General features: G+C 45.0%; 11 protein-coding genes. 10 read left to right on the top strand and 1 reads right to left on the bottom strand.

Annotated elements, in window-relative coordinates:
• Window positions 1–15 precede the first annotated feature (15 nt).
• Window positions 16–1,701 carry a sensor histidine kinase gene (locus ACSR9A_RS22480; RefSeq protein ID WP_473759576.1) on the bottom strand — a complete coding sequence of 562 codons (1,686 nt, stop codon included), beginning with the start codon at window positions 1,699–1,701 and terminating at the stop codon, window positions 16–18.
• A gap of 253 nt (window positions 1,702–1,954) precedes the next feature.
• Here ACSR9A_RS22480 and ACSR9A_RS22475 point away from each other — a divergent pair, with 253 nt between their 5' ends.
• The 10 genes from ACSR9A_RS22475 (at window position 1,955) to ACSR9A_RS22430 (ending at window position 18,541) form a co-directional block, all read left to right on the top strand.
• On the top strand, window positions 1,955–2,881 hold the full coding sequence (locus ACSR9A_RS22475; RefSeq protein ID WP_473759574.1) for an ABC transporter permease: 927 nt from the start codon (window positions 1,955–1,957) through the stop codon (window positions 2,879–2,881).
• A gap of 11 nt (window positions 2,882–2,892) precedes the next feature.
• A complete protein-coding gene (locus ACSR9A_RS22470) occupies window positions 2,893–3,768 on the top strand; it encodes a carbohydrate ABC transporter permease (RefSeq protein ID WP_473759572.1) in 876 nt (291 codons plus the stop codon).
• 113 nt (window positions 3,769–3,881) lie between these two features.
• A complete protein-coding gene (locus tag ACSR9A_RS22465) occupies window positions 3,882–5,585 on the top strand; it encodes an extracellular solute-binding protein (protein WP_473759570.1) in 1,704 nt (567 codons plus the stop codon).
• A gap of 92 nt (window positions 5,586–5,677) precedes the next feature.
• Window positions 5,678–6,664: an alpha/beta hydrolase gene (locus tag ACSR9A_RS22460; protein WP_473759569.1), complete on the top strand. Its 987-nt coding sequence runs from the start codon at window positions 5,678–5,680 to the stop codon at window positions 6,662–6,664.
• Window positions 6,665–6,789: 125 nt separating this feature from the next.
• Complete coding sequence (locus tag ACSR9A_RS22455) at window positions 6,790–8,148, top strand: MFS transporter (RefSeq protein WP_473759567.1); 1,359 nt, start codon at window positions 6,790–6,792, stop codon at window positions 8,146–8,148.
• An 84-nt stretch (window positions 8,149–8,232) separates the two neighbouring features.
• Window positions 8,233–10,509: a beta-glucosidase gene (locus ACSR9A_RS22450; RefSeq protein WP_473759565.1), complete on the top strand. Its 2,277-nt coding sequence runs from the start codon at window positions 8,233–8,235 to the stop codon at window positions 10,507–10,509.
• A gap of 88 nt (window positions 10,510–10,597) precedes the next feature.
• Complete coding sequence (locus ACSR9A_RS22445) at window positions 10,598–13,345, top strand: alpha-L-rhamnosidase (protein WP_473759564.1); 2,748 nt, start codon at window positions 10,598–10,600, stop codon at window positions 13,343–13,345.
• Window positions 13,346–13,495: 150 nt separating this feature from the next.
• The gene (locus ACSR9A_RS22440) at window positions 13,496–15,181 is read left to right on the top strand and encodes a sensor histidine kinase (protein ID WP_473760227.1); all 1,686 of its coding nucleotides are present in this window, start codon (window positions 13,496–13,498) and stop codon (window positions 15,179–15,181) included.
• Between the two features lie 25 nt (window positions 15,182–15,206).
• The gene (locus ACSR9A_RS22435; RefSeq protein ID WP_473759562.1) at window positions 15,207–16,805 is read left to right on the top strand and encodes a response regulator transcription factor; all 1,599 of its coding nucleotides are present in this window, start codon (window positions 15,207–15,209) and stop codon (window positions 16,803–16,805) included.
• A 206-nt stretch (window positions 16,806–17,011) separates the two neighbouring features.
• Window positions 17,012–18,541 carry an ABC transporter substrate-binding protein gene (locus ACSR9A_RS22430; RefSeq protein WP_473759561.1) on the top strand — a complete coding sequence of 510 codons (1,530 nt, stop codon included), beginning with the start codon at window positions 17,012–17,014 and terminating at the stop codon, window positions 18,539–18,541.
• Window positions 18,542–18,591: the final 50 nt, after the last annotated feature.

The following is an 18,591-nucleotide window of genomic DNA, read 5'->3' as shown; positions in this document are numbered from 1 at the left end:
TGCCTCCTTATCTAACTAACTATGCGGCTTAGGCCAGAACAACGTGACCGTTAGTCCACCGTGGACGTTGCTGGTAAATTCGATGCCGGAAGGCGACTCGAAGTGAATGAGCATTCGCTGCTGAATATTCCATAGCGCACAGCCCATGGAATCGTCAAGCGGAAGCTTGATGCGGTACGAGAGGGCGACGATTTCTTCGCTGCTCAAGCCCTTCCCGTCATCCTCTACGCTGATACGGTACTGAGCTTCAGTCTCGCAGCCTGTTACGCGAACAAGGCTCGCGCTCCGCTTGCCTTCAATACCGTGCACAACGCTGTTCTCCACAAGCGGCTGGATTAGAAGCTTGGGAATCCGGAGCTCTCTCATTGATTCAGGGATGGAGATCGTGTATTGGAGTCGTTCCATCCGCAGGCTTTGAATGTTCATATAGTTCTCGACAACGGCGATTTCCTTCTCCAGGGTTGTGATTGGTTCATTCAGCCGTGTAGTATAACGAAAATATTCAGCAAGATTTTGCGTCATCGCGGTGACTGCCTCGTCATTGCCTAGCCGTGTCATATTGTTGATAAAGAACAGGCAGTTATACAAAAAATGAGGATTGATTTGCGCTTGAAGCTGTTTGACCATCGCCTCGCGCGTTACGATTTTTTCTTTGTATACCTTCTCAATCAGCTCTTCAATCTGGCTGGCCATGTCATTGAAGCTTTCGTACAGAATATCAAATTCGTTGCGGCTGGACCGCTTAATCCGGTAAGTGAAATCTCCATGCTTAAGCAGACGCACGCCCTTCAACAGGGTAACAATCGGCAATTGCACCTTGCGATAAAGAAACAATATCGTCAGGATGCTCGTTAACAGCAGGATAATGCAGGCAATGTAGAACGTATTTTGGGTTTTCATAATGGGCTCTAGAGCCTCATTGAGCGGCACATAGTCGATCATATACCAGCCAAGCGTCTCGGAACGAAAATAATTGACCATATAGGAGACATCGCCAATCGGCAAGATTTCCGTGCCTTCCGTCTGGTTCATAAGGGGGGAGAGAAGGTGCAGCAATTGCTGCACCTTCTCTCCATCCGATTGGTCATTAAGAAGAACGGTGCTGCCTTCCTTGAAGAAAAAGGGATCGTTGCTGTCAATAATTCCTCGATTCAACATATCGGTTATATTCGTCTTCGGGAATGCTACCTGAATGGTATATCCAGCATGATAGCGATACAAGGCAAATGTTTGACGCGGCGAATCCATCAACCAATCATTGCTGTTCTCACTAGCAAGAGGAGCCTCTGGAATATAGGGTGTGCCGATCCAGGTGCTCAAGATAGTGGAATAGATGGATACGCGATTATTCCAGCCCTCCGAGAAGCTTTGAAGATTCATCTTTTCCGTCAAATCCCGGATCAGCACCATCTGGTCGAAGCTGTCCATCAAATCGACGGAAGGCAGAAGCGCGACCTTGGAGTCTGTCTCCAGCGCGGCGGCTAGCATATTCAACTGCTCGACATTATGATTCAGACTGTTCACAGCGAATTTGATGCGATTCAGGTTATTGGCCTGTATGTCCTGACGAACCGTATTCAAGCTGGATTGAATGGTGTAGCTGTACATGATCATGACGATAATGGTTGTAGAAAGAATTAACATCAATATTTTGATGAAGGTTGGATATTGCCTGAGCATTTTCGGATATGGTTTGAACATGGCATCGTTTCCTTTTTGATATGTACGAATCTTATCCCTATTGTAGGCATTAGCAGGACTGTTTACAACGCTCGCCCGGTTCGCCAGGCCGAAATGTTAAGAATGAATAACGGATGTTTGTAAAACGATATCCCCCAAGACCGTTCAAGTTAAGAAAACGTTATCATTCCTTTGTATTGCATTATATCCCGGACCATGATTCAGCCCTTACACTAAGGTCATCGGTAAAATCACATTTCGTAGGGGGCTTTTTATGGAAGTGGCAGCTAAGAATCACAGGGAAAAAATAGTGCGCAGAAAGGACAGCTGGCAGCTTTATCTGATGCTTATTCCGGCAGTACTGGTTGTCCTGATCTTTACTTATCTGCCGATGGGCGGTTTGGTCATGGCTTTTCAAGATTATAAACCGTACCTAGGCATTCTGAAATCCGAATGGGTGGGCATGGAGCAGTTTAAGTTTTTATTTGAATACCCGGACAGTGTGCAGGTGATTTGGAATACGCTGCGAATTGCCTTGCTTAAGATGGTTTTTGGTTTTATATCTACGCTCTGCTTTGCTCTTCTGATAAACGAGGTTCGTCGTAAAGCAATCAGAAGTACCGTGCAAACGTTCGTATTCCTCCCGCACTTTCTTTCTTGGGTTGTGCTTGGCGGCATTTTCGTTGAGCTGCTTAATCCAGACACCGGGTTAATCAATCAAGGGCTGCAGGCGATGGGTATAAAGCCAATCTTTTTTCTAGGGGAAAATAACTGGTTTCTCTTTACAGTCGTCTCCAGTGAGGTGTGGAAGGAGTTTGGATATGGGTCGATCATCTTTCTGGCTGCTATAGCCGGCATTAACCCGGCCCTTTACGAAGCGGCGCAGCTGGACGGGGCTGGGAAATGGAAGCAGGCGATTCATATTACGCTCCCATCGATGATTCCTACCATTGCAGTCGTGCTTACACTGTCCCTGAGTCAGGTGTTGAATGCAGGCTTTGACCAAATCTTTAATCTGTATAATCCGCTTGTTTATGATAAAGGCGATATTATTGATACATTCGTTTATCGCATTGGTTTGATTGACGGCAATTACAGCTTCTCAACTGCCGTAGGCTTATTCAAATCCATTGTCAGCCTGATTCTCATTATGGGTGCATATAGAGTGGCCTACAAAGTAGCAGGTCACAAAATTTTCTAAGGGGGTTTACCATGCAAGTGACATCAACGCCTCAACGCTGGTTTCAGGGCTTTAATAATATTTTGATGATTTTGCTGGCACTAATCTGTGTGGTTCCGCTGCTTCATGTGGTTGCGCTATCGCTAAGCTCAAGCGCGGCTGTTATGGCGAATCAGGTTACATTTTTTCCCATCGAATTAAACTTCAATTCCTATATAAGAGCGTTGGAAAATCCCGTTTTCCTGCCTGCTATTTGGCTCTCCATAAAGCGAACCGTGCTGAGTCTGGTCATTAGTCTCATTATTAACTGTATGGCAGCCTATGTTTTGTCCAAGGGCAGCGGTAGGGATGGCATTGCTGGGTACAAGGGCTTTGTTGGCCTTTTCATTGTTGCCATGCTTTTTAATGGCGGACTCATTCCTACGTATTTACTCGTAACCAAAATCGGATTGTATGATTCGATCTGGGCGCTTGTGCTTCCCGGTGTAGTCAACGTCTTTTATCTAATCCTGATTATGAATTTTTTCAAGGCATTGCCAAAGGAAATAGAAGAATCTGCTTTTATGGACGGAGCCAACCATTGGCAGGTATTCTACAAAATGTTCCTTCCCTTGTCGCTCCCTGTTCTGGCTACTGTCGGCCTATTCATGGTTGTTAACGATTGGAATGAATGGTTTGCGGGATCCATTTACATGAGAGGTGACAATGTGCCGCTTAGCACGTTGCTAAAATCGCTAATTGCTGTTCCTGTAGTCGACGCCAGCAATGTCAATGAAATCGCCAAGATCAATAACCGTTCAATCAGAGCAGCCCAAGTGCTCATAGGAGCTCTGCCTATTTTGCTCATTTACCCTGTGCTGCAGAAATTTTTCACTGCGGGTATCGTGATCGGAGCAGTAAAAGAATAGAGGGCAAGTTAAGATAGCGTTATAGTATGTTGAATTATCGTTATATGCATGCTATGAAAGCGCTATTACAATGAAAATAGAGATTCAGCCACTTATAAATGGGGGTAAACAAAATGCGCAGCAACAAAAAAATCATTATCACTAGCCTTGTATTAGCGCTTAGCATCAGTTCAGTGATTGCCTGCAGCAACGGCAACGAGTCTGTAAATACGAAGAAATCTGAACAACAAGCAGAAATGAAAATAGTGAATGGTAAAATCGAACCTCCTGTAACCCTCACGATGGTGAGAAGCGAAGACCCGACTGTTAAATTCAAAAACGGCGATACCTACATGGACAATGTGCATACCCGTTGGGCAAAGGATGCGTTAGGGGTAGAGTTGAAAACGTTATGGTCTGCGCCTTCCGTAGGTTCCTATGATACGAAGCTGAAGCTGATGCTTTCCTCTGGGGACAAGCTGCCGGATGTATTCGTTGCCAATCAAAGCAATACCATTAATACGTTTATCGATTCAGGTACATTGCTCGATGTGACGGAAGCATTCGACAAATACGCCTCTGATACATGGAAGGCCGCGATGGCGGAAGTGCCAAGTGCCTGGTATCCCTTTATCAAGGACGGCAAGAAATTTGCAATTCCTGTACTCAGACCGACTATGGGAACGCAATCGACGCTTTGGATCCGTCAGGATTGGTTGGATAAGCTGAATATGAAGGCTCCGAAGACGCTGGAAGAGATGGAAGCGCTTATGGATGCCTTCGTTAACAAGGACCCCGATGGCAACGGCAAGAAGGACACGGTAGGCCTAGAGATATCGCTTAAGGATCAAATGCTCTCATCACCGATTGGCGACTCCTCTTGGATTTTTGGCTTGTTTGGTGCAATACCGGAGAGATGGTATCCGGGTGCTGACGGCAAGCTACAATATGGCTCCATCCAGTCTGGAATCAAGCCGGCACTTAGTAAATTGAATGAGTGGAAGAACAAAGGGTATATCGCGAGCGATATTGCCCTACATGATTTCAACAAGATAGCGGAAAACGTAACGGCAGGCAAAGTGGGCATGCTGGGCGGAGAGGACTGGATGATGGTGTATCCGGGATCCATGCTCATGGCATCTAATCCTTCCGCTAGCTATCAATCCTACCCATTACCCGCAGGCGTTGATGGAAAAAACATGCGGACGGTAGCAAATCCGTATTCCAGCGCCTTCATGATCAGCAAGGATATTTCGGATGAAGCGCTGCAAGCATTTTTCCATTATGAGAATGCATTGTATGAATCGTACCATGTTGAGGATCCTTATTTGTTCAAAGCTTTCCAGGATGGCTACGATTATACCTTTAAGGATGGCAAAGCGAATATGGAAGAGAAGCTGATTCCAGGTGGTAAAACGCCTACGATGAAATATACGATTGCAGGAGCAGATGCTGTTTATCCTTCCAAAAGGCTGGAAGCCAATCTCAAAATGGCAAAAGGAGAAGCTTTGACGAACGCGGATTATGCGGCGCTTGCACCGACAGGCATTTTGTTCAAGGATGCGTCTAACCCGCTTGAGCAATTTACGACCAAAGCCCTTCTAGTTGCTACGGGGCAAACCGATTCGGATGTTCCAGAATATTTCCAAGGAGCGTCGACGAAGACGATGCTATCGAGAAAAGAACTGCTGAACAAAATGCAAATGGATACGTATGTTGAAATCATTTATGGCAAAAAGCCGATTTCGGAATTTGATACATTCGTAGAGAAGTGGAAATCTTCTGGCGGAGATGACATTACCAAAGAAGTAAACGAATGGTACGATAGCGTCAAGTAATAGCAGTGAGACAGGAAGGCTCTGGAGTTTAGACCATAGCTTTCTTGTTTTTTTTAGCAGGAACACAATTTAATAATGAATGGAATGATCCTATGAAATTAATTACTCAGCCATTAACGAATGAAAATGTTACCTTAACTGCTTACCTGCTTGAGCAGTCTCATGAAATGCCAAACACGCGAATCCGGCCCGCCATTCTAATTTTTCCGGGTGGTTCATACCGAGGGTGTTCGGAAAGAGAGGCGGAACCGGTGGCGATGGCCTTTTTAGCTGAAGGCTATCAGGCTTTCGTTTTGAGATATTCGCTTAATCAAAATGCTGCGTTCCCCCAACCCTTGAACGATGCGGAGGAAGCACTCGAGCTTATTCGCGAGCACAGCCAGCAATGGGGTGTAGACCCGTCGAAGGTGGCGGTATGCGGCTTCTCGGCAGGCGGGCATTTGGCTTCGGCATTAGGCACGATGGGACGCCTTCGTCCAAACGCGATGATATTGGGTTATCCACAGATTTTGGCAACCGATAGCAAAATATTTCCTGTTGAATTGCCGGGGATCGACACCGCTGTGGATGCCTCAACGCCACCGGCCTTTATTTTTCATACCTTTGAGGATACCTTGGTGCCTGTAATAAATACTCTGGCTTTGGCGTCCACTCTGGAGCAGTCCAAGGTGCCGTTCGAATTGCATATTTTTCGGCATGGTGTGCATGATCTGTCTTTAGCAACTCCTGTTACCTCAGGCGGGCTGCGATCTATGGCGGATGGCGATGCGGCTAAATGGTTTGGTCTATGTGCCGCTTGGCTCAAAAATGTATTCAGTGAATTTGCATCAGATCAGGATATTTTATTGGATGAAAATATTAGTGAATACGGTATAGATTTTCAACTTGGCGTACTCTTAAAAAATTCTGCTTGTGAAAAATTAATCTATGGAGCGCTACCGATGCTTGAAAATAGTCCGCAGCTGCGGGATGCCTTACAAGTCTCCATTCGACAGATTAACGAATTTGGCGGAGAAATGCTTTCACAAGAAGTAATGGAAAAATTAGATCGGGATCTTAAGGGTATTCCGCTCGTGTAAATGGCTTGCTGCCTTGCCATCTTAACATCGCGATATGTAAAGTTCAAAATGCGTTATATCGGCAAGCCTCCTAGGGTCTTACACTTATCTTAGAACACCAAGATAGAATTATAGGAGGAAGAGAAGTGTCAAGAGAACGCACGAACCGCAGTCTTGCAGGAGATGCAATGGGGCAATTTGGCTTGAACATCAGCACGGGGCTTGTAGGTATGATGATGTATTACTATACGGATGTGGTAGGGGTTTCGGCTGCTATCATCGGAACGATTATGATGCTGACCAAGATTCTCGATGCGTTAGCCGATGTTGGAATGGGCGTATTGGTTGATCGAACAAAGTCAAAGCATGGCCAGGCGAAGCCATGGCTGCTGTGGATGACCTTGCCGATGTTTGCTTCTATCTTTTTGCTCTTCAGCATGCCCGATTTGAGCTCGGGGTCCAAAATAACTTACGCGGTGCTTACGAATCTGCTCTTTTTTATTTGCGTGTATACCCCTACCTCTATTCCATACAACAGCCTTATGGCGTTAACGACACGCAATCAGCAAGAACGGGGATTAATGGGAATTTACAGGGCAGGCTTTGGCTATTTGGCTGGTATGGCTGTCGCTATAGGTTTTATCCCAATTGTGAATGCAATGGGCGGAGGAAAGCAGCAATGGACGATTCTTGCCTCTATTTATGGGCTCATTGCAGCCGGAGGCATATACATCGCCTTTCGTTCAACAAAGGAAAAATATAATACCAACCAGCTTAGAGAGCTAGGAGAAATCAAGAAATCATATTCGCTCTGGACGGGGCTTAAGCTGCTTGTGACCAATAAGTACTGGGTAATCGTCGTAGCTGTAGGATTGCTTTCTAACATCTTGTTCGCCTTGTCCACAACATCGGGTATGTATTATGCCAAATACATTTGGGGCAATGTGAATCTCGTTAGCATTATGGGTGCGATCGGTTTCATCCCGGTTGTTGTCATTTTCTTAGGTTCAGGGCCAGTCATGAAACGAATCGGCAAGAGAAATACAGCAATCGTTGGGCTTGTTATTGGGATAGCAGGATCACTGCTTCGTTTGCTAGACGTAGAAAGCGTGTCTCTGGGGCTGGTCGGCTCCATCATGCAATCCTTCGGCATGATTCCGCTGATGATTGTGCTGATGCCGCTGCTAACAGATACGATTGAGTATGGGGAGTGGAAGCACGGACAGCGAATTGTAGGACTAACCAATAGCGTCAGCAGCTTTGGACAGAAGATCGGTACGGCTATCGGCACCGCGTTGATCGGCTGGATGCTGGCATGGGGAAATTACAAGGAAGGAGCAGCGGAACAAGGTCATGCTGCTCTGCAGATGATTATCGGCTTTAATATTTACATTCCTATGGTCGCCTATATTCTTATTGCGATTCTGCTGTCTAAATTCTCTTTAGAGAAGCAATATGTTCAGATTTTGAACGATTTGGAGAATAGAAAAATCCATAAACCGTAACCCATTTTCCATAGTTGATCAGGTGAAACCTCTGCCTACTTGGATTGAAACAGATAGATATTGTATAAAAGGAGAGATTTATTCATGGAACGGAACATTAAGCAATTGGTGCAGCAATTAACGCTGGAAGAGAAGGCGGGACTATGCTCGGGAGATTCCTTTTGGACAACAAAAGGGATAGACAGGCTGTCGATTCCTTCTATTACCTTGACAGATGGTCCTCACGGCGTGCGCAAGCAGAAGGGGCCCTCCGACCATCTTGGCTTGAATGAAAGCGTTCCTGCGACCTGCTTTCCGTCAGCTGCCGGACTGGCAAGCTCGTGGAACCGTGAGCTGGTACAGCGCGTTGGAGAGGCTTTGGGTAAAGAAAGCCAGGCGGAAGAGGTGGCTATTTTGCTCGGACCCGGTGCCAATATTAAGCGTTCTCCGCTTTGCGGGCGCAACTTCGAATATTTTTCCGAAGACCCCTATTTGACAGGAGAAATGGCGGCTGCACATATAGCAGGCGTACAAAGCCAGGGAGTCGGCACTTCGCTGAAGCATTTTGCCGTCAACAATCAAGAGCATCGACGAATGACGACCGATGCTGTGGTGGATGAACGGACGCTTCGGGAGATCTATTTGACGGGCTTTGAAATGGCCGTCAAGAAGTCGCAGCCATGGACCGTCATGTCGGCCTATAATCGGCTCAATGGCGAATATTGCTCGGAAAATGCCAGCCTGCTGACAACTATTTTGAAGCAGGAATGGGGACATCACGGTATCGTCGTTTCCGACTGGGGAGCAGTCAATGAGGCGGACGCGAGTGTTGCTGCTGGCATGGAGCTGGAGATGCCGGCCAGCCACGGTGTCGGACAAAGCAAGATTGTTGAAGCCGTTCTTTCCGGCAAGCTTGATGTGTCTGTACTCGATGAATCGGTTGAACGCCTGCTCACTGTCATTTTCAAGGCGGCAGACAGCCGTCAGCCAGGCGCTGAATATGATCAAGCGGCCCATCACGCATTGGCGCGGGAGACAGCCAGAGAAACGATGGTTTTGTTGAAAAATGAAGCTGCTATTCTGCCTTTGAACAAAAATGGGAAAATAGCTGTAATCGGGGCGATGGCGGACAAGGTGCGCTATCAGGGCGGCGGAAGCTCGCATATTAAGCCAACGCGGTTAGATCATGCTTATCACGAAGTCGTCAAGCTTGCAGGCGAAGCGGCTGCGGTTGTTTATGCGCAAGGTTATGAGCTGGAATTGGACGACATCAATGAAGAATTAATGGATGATGCAAGGCAGCAGGCAGCTGCCGCTGATGTTGCTTTGTTGTTCGTGGGCTTGCCTGATCGATATGAATCGGAAGGCTATGACCGCAGCCACTTAGACTTGCCTATAAATCAACAGCGATTGATTGCGGAGATTGCCGAGGTTCAGCCGAATATTGTCGTTGTGCTTAGCAATGGTGCCCCTGTCGTCATGCCGTGGCTGCCTCAGGTAAAAGCGGTGCTTGAAGGTTATTTGGGCGGACAAGCAGCGGGCGGAGCGATCGCTGATCTCTTGTTTGGTGAAGCCAATCCAAGCGGCAAGCTTGCAGAAACGTTTCCGGCCAGTCTCAGACATAACCCTTCACACCCCTATTTTCCAGGCGAGGGTGATCGTGTGGAATATCGTGAGGGTCTTTTTGTCGGTTATCGTTATTATGATGCCAAAGATATTGAACCCTTGTTTCCATTTGGATATGGACTAAGCTATACGACCTTTGACTACTCCGGGCTGCATATAAGCAAGGCACAAATGACAGACCAGGAAACGCTAGACGTGACAGTAACCATTAAAAATACGGGGACACGCCGAGGCCAGGAAATTGTACAGCTGTATGTGAAGGATGAGGAGTCCAGCGTGATTCGGCCGGAGAAGGAGCTTAAGGGCTTTGCGAAGGTTGCACTTGAACCGGGCGAAGAACAGACCGTTCATTTCTCGCTAGACAAAAGGAGCTTTGCCAGCTACAACGTGTCTCTTGGGGATTGGGAAGCTGAAACTGGCGATTATCATATTCTTGTAGGAAAATCTTCGCGCGATATTCAGCTTCAAGGTACAGTACATGTCGTTTCAACGCTTGAATCGGTACCGGTATTCCACCGCAATTCAACGCTTGGCGAATTAATGGCAAATCCGAAAACCGCACCTATTCTTGAATTTTTGCAAAGCATGGCGCCGCAAGCTGGCCCCTCGGATGCGGTATCTTCTGATATGATGCTCGCAGCGATGCGTTATATGCCGCTTCGTGCCCTGCTTCCGTTTACGGGAGGAGCGATGACCGAAGAGACCTTAAGCCAGCTGCTGGAGCAATTTAATGCGGCAGTGAAGCTGGAAGCTTGATGGAAATAAGAGCTCGGCTGCGCTTCTAGTAAGCGCAGCTGTGGGATGTACCGTGACCATTACTTGAAGATTATGGGGTGACGAGACTATGCTTTCTATTTCTCAGGTCCAATGTGATTATTTAACAAATCCGATTGGCTTGGATAAAAAAAAGCCTGTCTTTGGTTGGAAAATTTATTCTGACAGGCAAAATACGTACCAACAAGCTTATCAAATTGTCGTTTATCAAGGAGTGAAGGTGATCTGGGATAGTGGACGGAATGAAAGTGGGCGTACATTTGCCATACCGTACGAGGGGGAATCCTTGGTCTCTAGAACGGAGTACCGTTATCGAATCCTGATTTGGGACGACGCTGATCACCAGGCCGAATCGGAAGAGCATACATTTGAAACGTCTTTTTTTAATGAAGAAGACTGGCTTGCCTCATTCGTGGAACCCGATCCATTAGAGACGCTGGAGCATAATCCTTATACCACAGCAGAAGAAATATGGTATGCATTCATGGATAAGATGATGAAAGGTGAACAACCCGATTACGTCGATTTGGATGTGGTTATGGCAAGCCTTCCACTACAGCCGTACCATCCGGCTGTCATGATTCGAAAAGCGTTTGCCGTTTCCAAAAAGGTTGAAAAAGCTAGAATATACATGACCACACATGGGGTCTATGACATTCAAGTTAACGGCAGGGCAATCACTGACGCTCTTCTTGCGCCGGAATATACATCGTACGATAAGCTCCTGAAATACCAAACGTATGATGTTACTAACCATATGGTTCATGGGGAAAATGCCTTAGGCGTAACGATTGCAGACGGCTGGTACAAAAGTAAATTAGCGACCGGCCGAGGCAATGATTATGGGAATACGCTCGGCTTGTTATTGCAGTTGGAAATTACTTTCGAGGATGGCTCATTTGAAACGATCAAATCAGACGAAACGTTCAAATTTTCGTACGATGGTCCTTATCGCTACGCCGATTTATTTACCGGCGTTAAATACGATGCAAGAATGGAAAAGGACGGATATTCGGTTGCAGGCTTTGATGATTCTGCGTGGAGAAACGTTCAGGTAAAGGATTTTAATAAAAAGCGACTGTTTGCGCAATCCCATTCGCCGATCCGGGTATTTGCCGAAATCAATGCGGAAAGTATACTGACAACGCCTAATGGAGACACGGTTATCGACTTTGGTCAGAATATGGCTGGTTATATCAGGGCAAGGATAACCGGGTTCGAGGGAATGGCAGTTATCTTCGAACATGGGGAAACGTTGGACGAACATGGAAATTTCTTCTATCCTTTCTCGAACGACCATCGAAAACAAGCCGATATTTATATTTGTTCCAGCACGGGTACAGAAGTATTTGAACCGAAATTTACGTACCATGGATTTCGCTACGTTCGGGTCAAAGGATATATCGGCGAGCTGAATAAAGACCAATTTCAGGCGATTGCCATTAGTTCAGATAATGATATTACCGGCAGCTTTCATTGCTCGAATGAAAAGTTAAATCAGCTTCAGTCCAATATCTATTGGAGTCAGCGCTCCAACATGGTCGGTATTCCTACCGATTGTCCAACACGAGAGAAAGCAGGCTGGACTGGAGACGTACTCATTTATGCAAAGACGGCTCTTTATAACCAAAATCTCATTGGATTTTTTGATTCATGGATAAGAAATCTTAAAGCGGATCAGCTGCCGGATGGTCAGGTGCTAAATATTGTTCCAAAACTTAGAAGCTACATGCATATGCACTTTTCAGGCTCTATCGGTTGGGGTGACGTAATTGTGACGCTGCCATGGGATTTGTACCAATGTTACGGCGACACAAGAATATTGTCGGATCATTACGTGGCTATGGAAAAGTGGATGAAGCACTTGGAAAGGACTGCATCGGAGCTTCCCCCTGAAGCTGCGGAAATGGAAGGAAGAAAGCTAGATAATCAGAAATACATCATCAATACCGGATTTCATTTAGGAGATTGGCTGGCACCAAGCATCGTCAATGAAGCAGGTTTTGCGGACGGTCCGATGTCTGCCTATTTGACAAAAGATTTAGTGAGTACATCCCTGTATGCAAATAGTGCTGAACTTTTCAGTCAAATTTGTCTTACACTTGGCTATGCTGACAAAGCTAACGAATACCAACGTTTAACCGAAAGAATTAGGCAAGCCTATGAAGAGGAATATATCGCGGAAGATGGAACCTTGAAACATTCGTTTCAAGGGAATTATGTGCTGGCTTTACAGATGAAAATGGTGTCAAATGCCAAGAAGCCGTTGTTGGCAAATAAGCTTGTCGAACTGATTCGATGGAATGGCAATCGTTTGGATACTGGCTTCATGTCTGTTCCGTACCTCTTGGACGTTTTGTATGACAACGGTCATAAAGATGTTGCATACGAGCTTCTGTATCAGAATCAATATCCATCGTGGCTCTATGAAATCGAAAATGGAGCGACGACGATGTGGGAATCATGGGATGCGATCCGACAAGACGGCAAGGTAGGAGAGGGTTCATTTAATCATTATGCCTTTGGCTGCGTCGGAGATTTTATTTATCGGCGAATTCTCGGCATAGAGCAGACGGGCACAACGTTCGATCAACTTTTGATCAAACCCGATTTTTCATGTGGGCTTCATTTTGCAAGTGGTTCTTATGAGAGCATACATGGCACAATAGAAGTGGAATGGAAACAAGATGAAGAGCTACAAGAAGTTAAGCTGCACATTCCGGTTAATGCGAAGGCAACGCTGTTATTAGAGGATGCGGAACCTATCTACCTAGGTAACGGGGAATATAAATTCACAAGTAGCCGGAATTTGGTATGATTAATGTCAACCCCCAAGCAGTCCGTTCCTTTTCAAAGGGCGGGCTGCTTTTGCTTTACTCTTGGACGAATTGTTGTAGGCTCTAATAGAAATAATGTATATAATCAATCGTAGGCAAAAACGCAGAAGAGCAACAGGACGGTGAGCAAAATGTTGAAGCAGCATAGTATGATTAGAAAAATTACTGTGCAAATGACGGTGATCCTGACGATTCTGTTAGCAACCCTTATATTGAGTAATTTTTATTCTTTGGAGGTCGTACGAAAAAATCAGATTGCAAGCTCCAAGAACACGTTGGCGATTTTTATTAACAGTATTCAAAATAGCTTGAATAATACATCTAGGGATTTGTTAGAGGTGTTCGATACCCAGATTAATAGCTTTAGTACGTTTGGAACAAAGGATGAGAGCCAGAAGTATTTTGAAGCGATCAGACTGCAGGAGATTTTGGCTTCGAAGGTGTCTAATACTAGTGGAAGTGACGGATTGTTTATTTCAGTTCCGAATGAGGACTTTCTATTAGCCTCCTTCAGTAACCGAATGTATTCGAAGGAAGGCCTGTTTTTGACTGACTTTCTAAAGGCGTATGACTTTGATGCCAAGAATGTAACGGGCGGGGCAGAGTGGATGCCTGTCGAAGTGAATGGCGTTGCTTATTTATTGAAATCAATCACTTATTCTAATGTGATTTTTGGAGCGGTCATAAAGACGGATACGCTAATGTCTGCCCTAAAGAAAAATGCAAATGAACAGAACTTATTTTACCTAACCGATAAGTCGGACCGCATGCTTTCGACAACGAACCCAGTCAATCTTTCTAAGGAGAAACAAAACCTTACCTTCACCTCCAAGCATTTTTTCGTTACCGAGCAGATTCCTGAATTCGGAAGATTAACGAACGTTGTCGCAAGTCGAAATGTTTTCTACGGCTTGGAATGGATTCAATGGCTTATTATTTTTTTAAGTATGTTAGCAGTCGTCATCACGTCGATTATTTTCAGATTTTTTGCAAAGGATTTGATTCAACCCATATTAGAGCTTGTAAAAGGCGCAAAAGAAGTGGAAAAAGGCAACTGGGACTATCCGTTTTCCAACAAAGCCTCCTCAATCGAGTTTGCACGGTTGTCCAATTCCTTCTCCTCGATGATACGCGAGATTAAGACGTTGAAGATCAACACCTACGAAGAGAAGCTTGAGCGGAATAAAACGGAATTAAAATATTTGCAGATGCAAATAAGGCCCCATTTTTTCTTGAATGCAATAACGACCATTTCAAGCCTCACCTACCATAACAAGAATGAGGAGATACGACTGATCATTAGCCATTTATCCGAGCATTTGCGTTACATGTTTAGAGGAGGTTTGGTTCAGGTTCAGATTCAAGAGGAAATGAAGCATGTCGAAAACTACATCCAGATGCAAGAAATGAGATATCCGAATCAAATATTCTACATGGCGGACATCGATCGGGAATTGCAAGCTTTTCCGCTGCCGCAGTATTTGATTCAAACCTTTGTGGAGAACACGTTTAAGCATGCTTTAGCGCATAAAGAAATGCTGTCTATTTTTATCAAAGTGGATAGCGTTCTCACAAATGGCCAGCCTTTCCTTCGGGTAGTAATAGAAGATAATGGAGAGGGTTTTCCCGAAAAAATGATGGAAGAAGTGAATTTTTCGGAGCTGCAGCAAAGCGAAACGGGGGAAAAAGTGGGAATCAGCAACATCCAAAGAACCTTAAAACTTTTATACAAACGGGACAGGCTGCTAACGCTATCCAATATACAGCCATCCGGCGCCAAGGTGGAAATCGTGCTTCCTATGGAAGACGCAGGGTAAACTCCATACAAAGGGGATGAAACAGATGCAATGTTTATTAATTGACGATGATATCCCGACAGTAAACGTCTTGAACGATTTTGTAGACTGGGATGCATTCGGCATTTCCAAAATCACAACCGCACACAATATATCCGATGCGAAATTGCTATTTGAACAGAGTATCCCTGACATTATCATATGTGATATTGAAATGCCAAAGGGTACCGGGCTCGATATGATCAAATGGGTAAGAGAGCATAAATACGACTGCGGCTTTATTTTCTTTACCTGTCACGAAAGCTTTGATTTTGCCTCCACAGCCATTTCGTTTAATGCGGATGCGTATGTCATTAAGCCCTTCGATAAAGATAAACTGGAGACGTCTCTAATAAAGGCGATAGATGTCATCAAGCAAAGAAGGGAACTCAATGCATACAGCAAATACGGACAGGCATGGTTGAAAAATCGTGATCTCGTTGAGCAGGGCTTCTGGAGAGACATTATGTTTGCGACGATACCTCCCCGACTCGATGTGATTCAGTCCGAAATGCGGAAAAGGGATTTGGACCTCCATTTAGAGGAACGTTACCTCCTTGTGATTACCTGCGTCAGCAAAAACGATATGGAGATCGAATGGAACGATAACACGTTCAAATATGCCTTGCATAACTTATGTTCGGATTTATGGTTTGGGACGACCGATCACTCCCAAATCGTCACTTACAAAATGGAGGATGTTTTTTACAGCGCTTTAATTATACCTGAGCTGGAATCCATCGATATGGTAAAGGAGAAATCCAATAAACTCATTAAACAATGCAGGGAGCTATTCCGCTGCACGGCTACTTCCTATCTTGCAGAAGGGAATGCCATTTTCCAAATCGCCGAAGCTAAAATAAGGCTAGAGGAAATGGATAAAAAGAACATCATTTATAAAGGTAAAGTTCATGATGGCAAGGAGCGTTTTATTCCTTCCTACTCTGAACCTTATTCGCTCGATGTTGCTCTAATGAATACGTTGTTTATTCAAGGAGAAAGAGTGAAGATCGTTCATTTGTTGAAAAAGGAACTAGAGCTGCTTGCGTCCCTTAATAAACTGGATGTGAATACCATACGTGCCATACACCAGGATTTCGTACAGGTTGTCTATGCCCTATTGTATAAAAACAATATTCAGGCTCATAAATTATTTTCGGATGAGGTCGCTCAGCAATTGGCTCAAAGCTCGAATGGCAGTGTATTTGAATTCATGAAATGGGCAAATTATGTAACGAATACAACGATTGATTTTCTAAAGCTGATCCTAGCTTCTGAAGGTGTCGTTGAAAAGGCAAAAAGATTCATCCAAGAGCATTACGATCAGGATTTAAATCGGGAAGATATAGCGGCAGTCGTGTTTTTAACGCCGGACTATTTAGCTAAACGCTTTAAACTGGAAACGGGCTTGTCGGTCAAGGAGTATTTGAATGAGTACCGGGTAAAGGTTGCGCAAGAAATGCTTATCCATAGTAAGGAAAGTATTAGCCATATTGCAACCCAAACGGGATTTGACAGTCTGTCCTATTTCTCCACTGTATTTAAAAAAGTCACAGGCGACACTCCGAATGCGTTTCGGGCTAAATATAACGTACTGAAGGTTTAACATCTGAAAAAATAATCAACGGCAACTAGGTTACCCAGAAGAGGTGGCGAAGTTGCTGTTTTTTTATCGAGTAAAGAAGATGGATGGGGATTCAAATAATAAGCAGAGTGCTTATTTTTTAAAAAAGAGCACGGATTTATTAAAGTTTTGAAAGTGGATTGAAGTTAAGATAAAGGAGATTCATTATTCGAATGGAGGCAGAACAAATGAGCACAAAGAGGGGAATCACTGCACTGCTTTTGTCCGTAACCTTAATCGGTTCTTCGTTAACCGCGTGCGGCACAGAATCCGCGAACGAAACGACTAAAGAGGCTGCTGGAAAGATTGAAAAAGTGGTATTCGCACTCCCGTCCTTTAACCGAATTCCTGACGATCTGAGCCGCGTAACGGACGCTATTAATAAGATTACGAAGGAAAAGATTAATGTAGAGGTTGAATTGAAATTGTATGGACCAGCTGATTATAGCCAGAAAGTAAACCTGGCGCTGCAAAGCGGTGAGCAGTTGGACATCTTTACGGGCTTCGAGCAGTTCGCGAATTTTGCATCGAAAAAGCAGCTATATCCGATGAATGATCTTCTACAGCAATATGGGAAAGAAATGAAAGGAATTCTAGATAAGGATTTCGGTGATGATCTCCTTGAAGCTACAACGATTGATGGTCAAATTTATGGGATTCCCGCAAATAAAGGGATGGCGCTTCCAACTAATTTGGTCTACAACTCCGATATGATGTCGGAAATTGGCGTGTCCGCTGACGATATCCAATCGGTAAAGGATCTGCCGGCGGTATTTGATGTCTTGAAAGAAAAGCTTCCAGATGTCGTTCCTTTCGGACCCATCAATGTCAGCCCTAGTGATACGGGCTTGGTGAGGCTGTTAAGGGGAACGCATAAAGTCGACTTTCTGACGGACAGTACGGGTGTCGGTGTCGTCATCGGAAATGACGGCAAGGTGCGGAATTTTTACGAAACGGATGAATTTAAAGCTGGCGCTTCAATGATGAGAGACTGGTACAACAAAGGGTACTTGCAGAAGGATGCGGCAACCGCTTCAAGTCCATTTTCTGAAATCATATCCTCAGGCCGCGGGTTCGCCTTTATGGGAGGGTATAGCGGCATGGCTCTTGCACAAGCGCTTAGCGCACAAACGGGAAAGAATCTGGAGACAAAACGCATTGCACCCTTCTATTTCGATACGATTGCCGTCAATGCTGTTGTTTGGATGGTCTCTAGCAGGAGTAAAGTTCCAGATGCTTCCATGAAGTTTTTAAACTTATTATATACGGATGCTGAACTTATTAACACGCTGCTGTATGGCATCGAAGGCGAGGATTATGTGAAGGTTGATGAGCATCATGTCAAGTTCCCGGAAGGCAAAAATGCTTCTACGGTTGCTTACACAGCGTATTTGAGTTCCGGAATTGTTGGTTCGGAGTCTCTTCAGTATCAGCTTGAGGGCGCAGATTGGTCGGATATTGAGCTGAAGCTGAAAGAAAATAAAGAGACGGAAAGATCTCCGTATTTTGGATTTATTTTCGACCAAAACAGTGTGAAAACGCAAATGACCTCTATTAACAATGTCGTCAATCAATATCTTCCTGGGTTGGTTACCGGATCGCTTGACCCAGAAACGACGATACCAAAATTCACAGAAGCGCTGAACAATGCTGGCGCGGAAGCCATTATCAAGGCGAAGCAGGAGCAGCTGGACGCTTGGCTGGCGAACAAAAAGTAATAAAACAAGTAAGATGTCCAAGGTGGAGCTTATAGCAGGCTGCAAGCTCC

Source organism: Paenibacillus sp. R-74696 (assembly GCF_055814915.1).
Note: the sequence above shows the minus strand (reverse complement) of the source record. Positions and strands in the feature narration are given on the sequence as shown.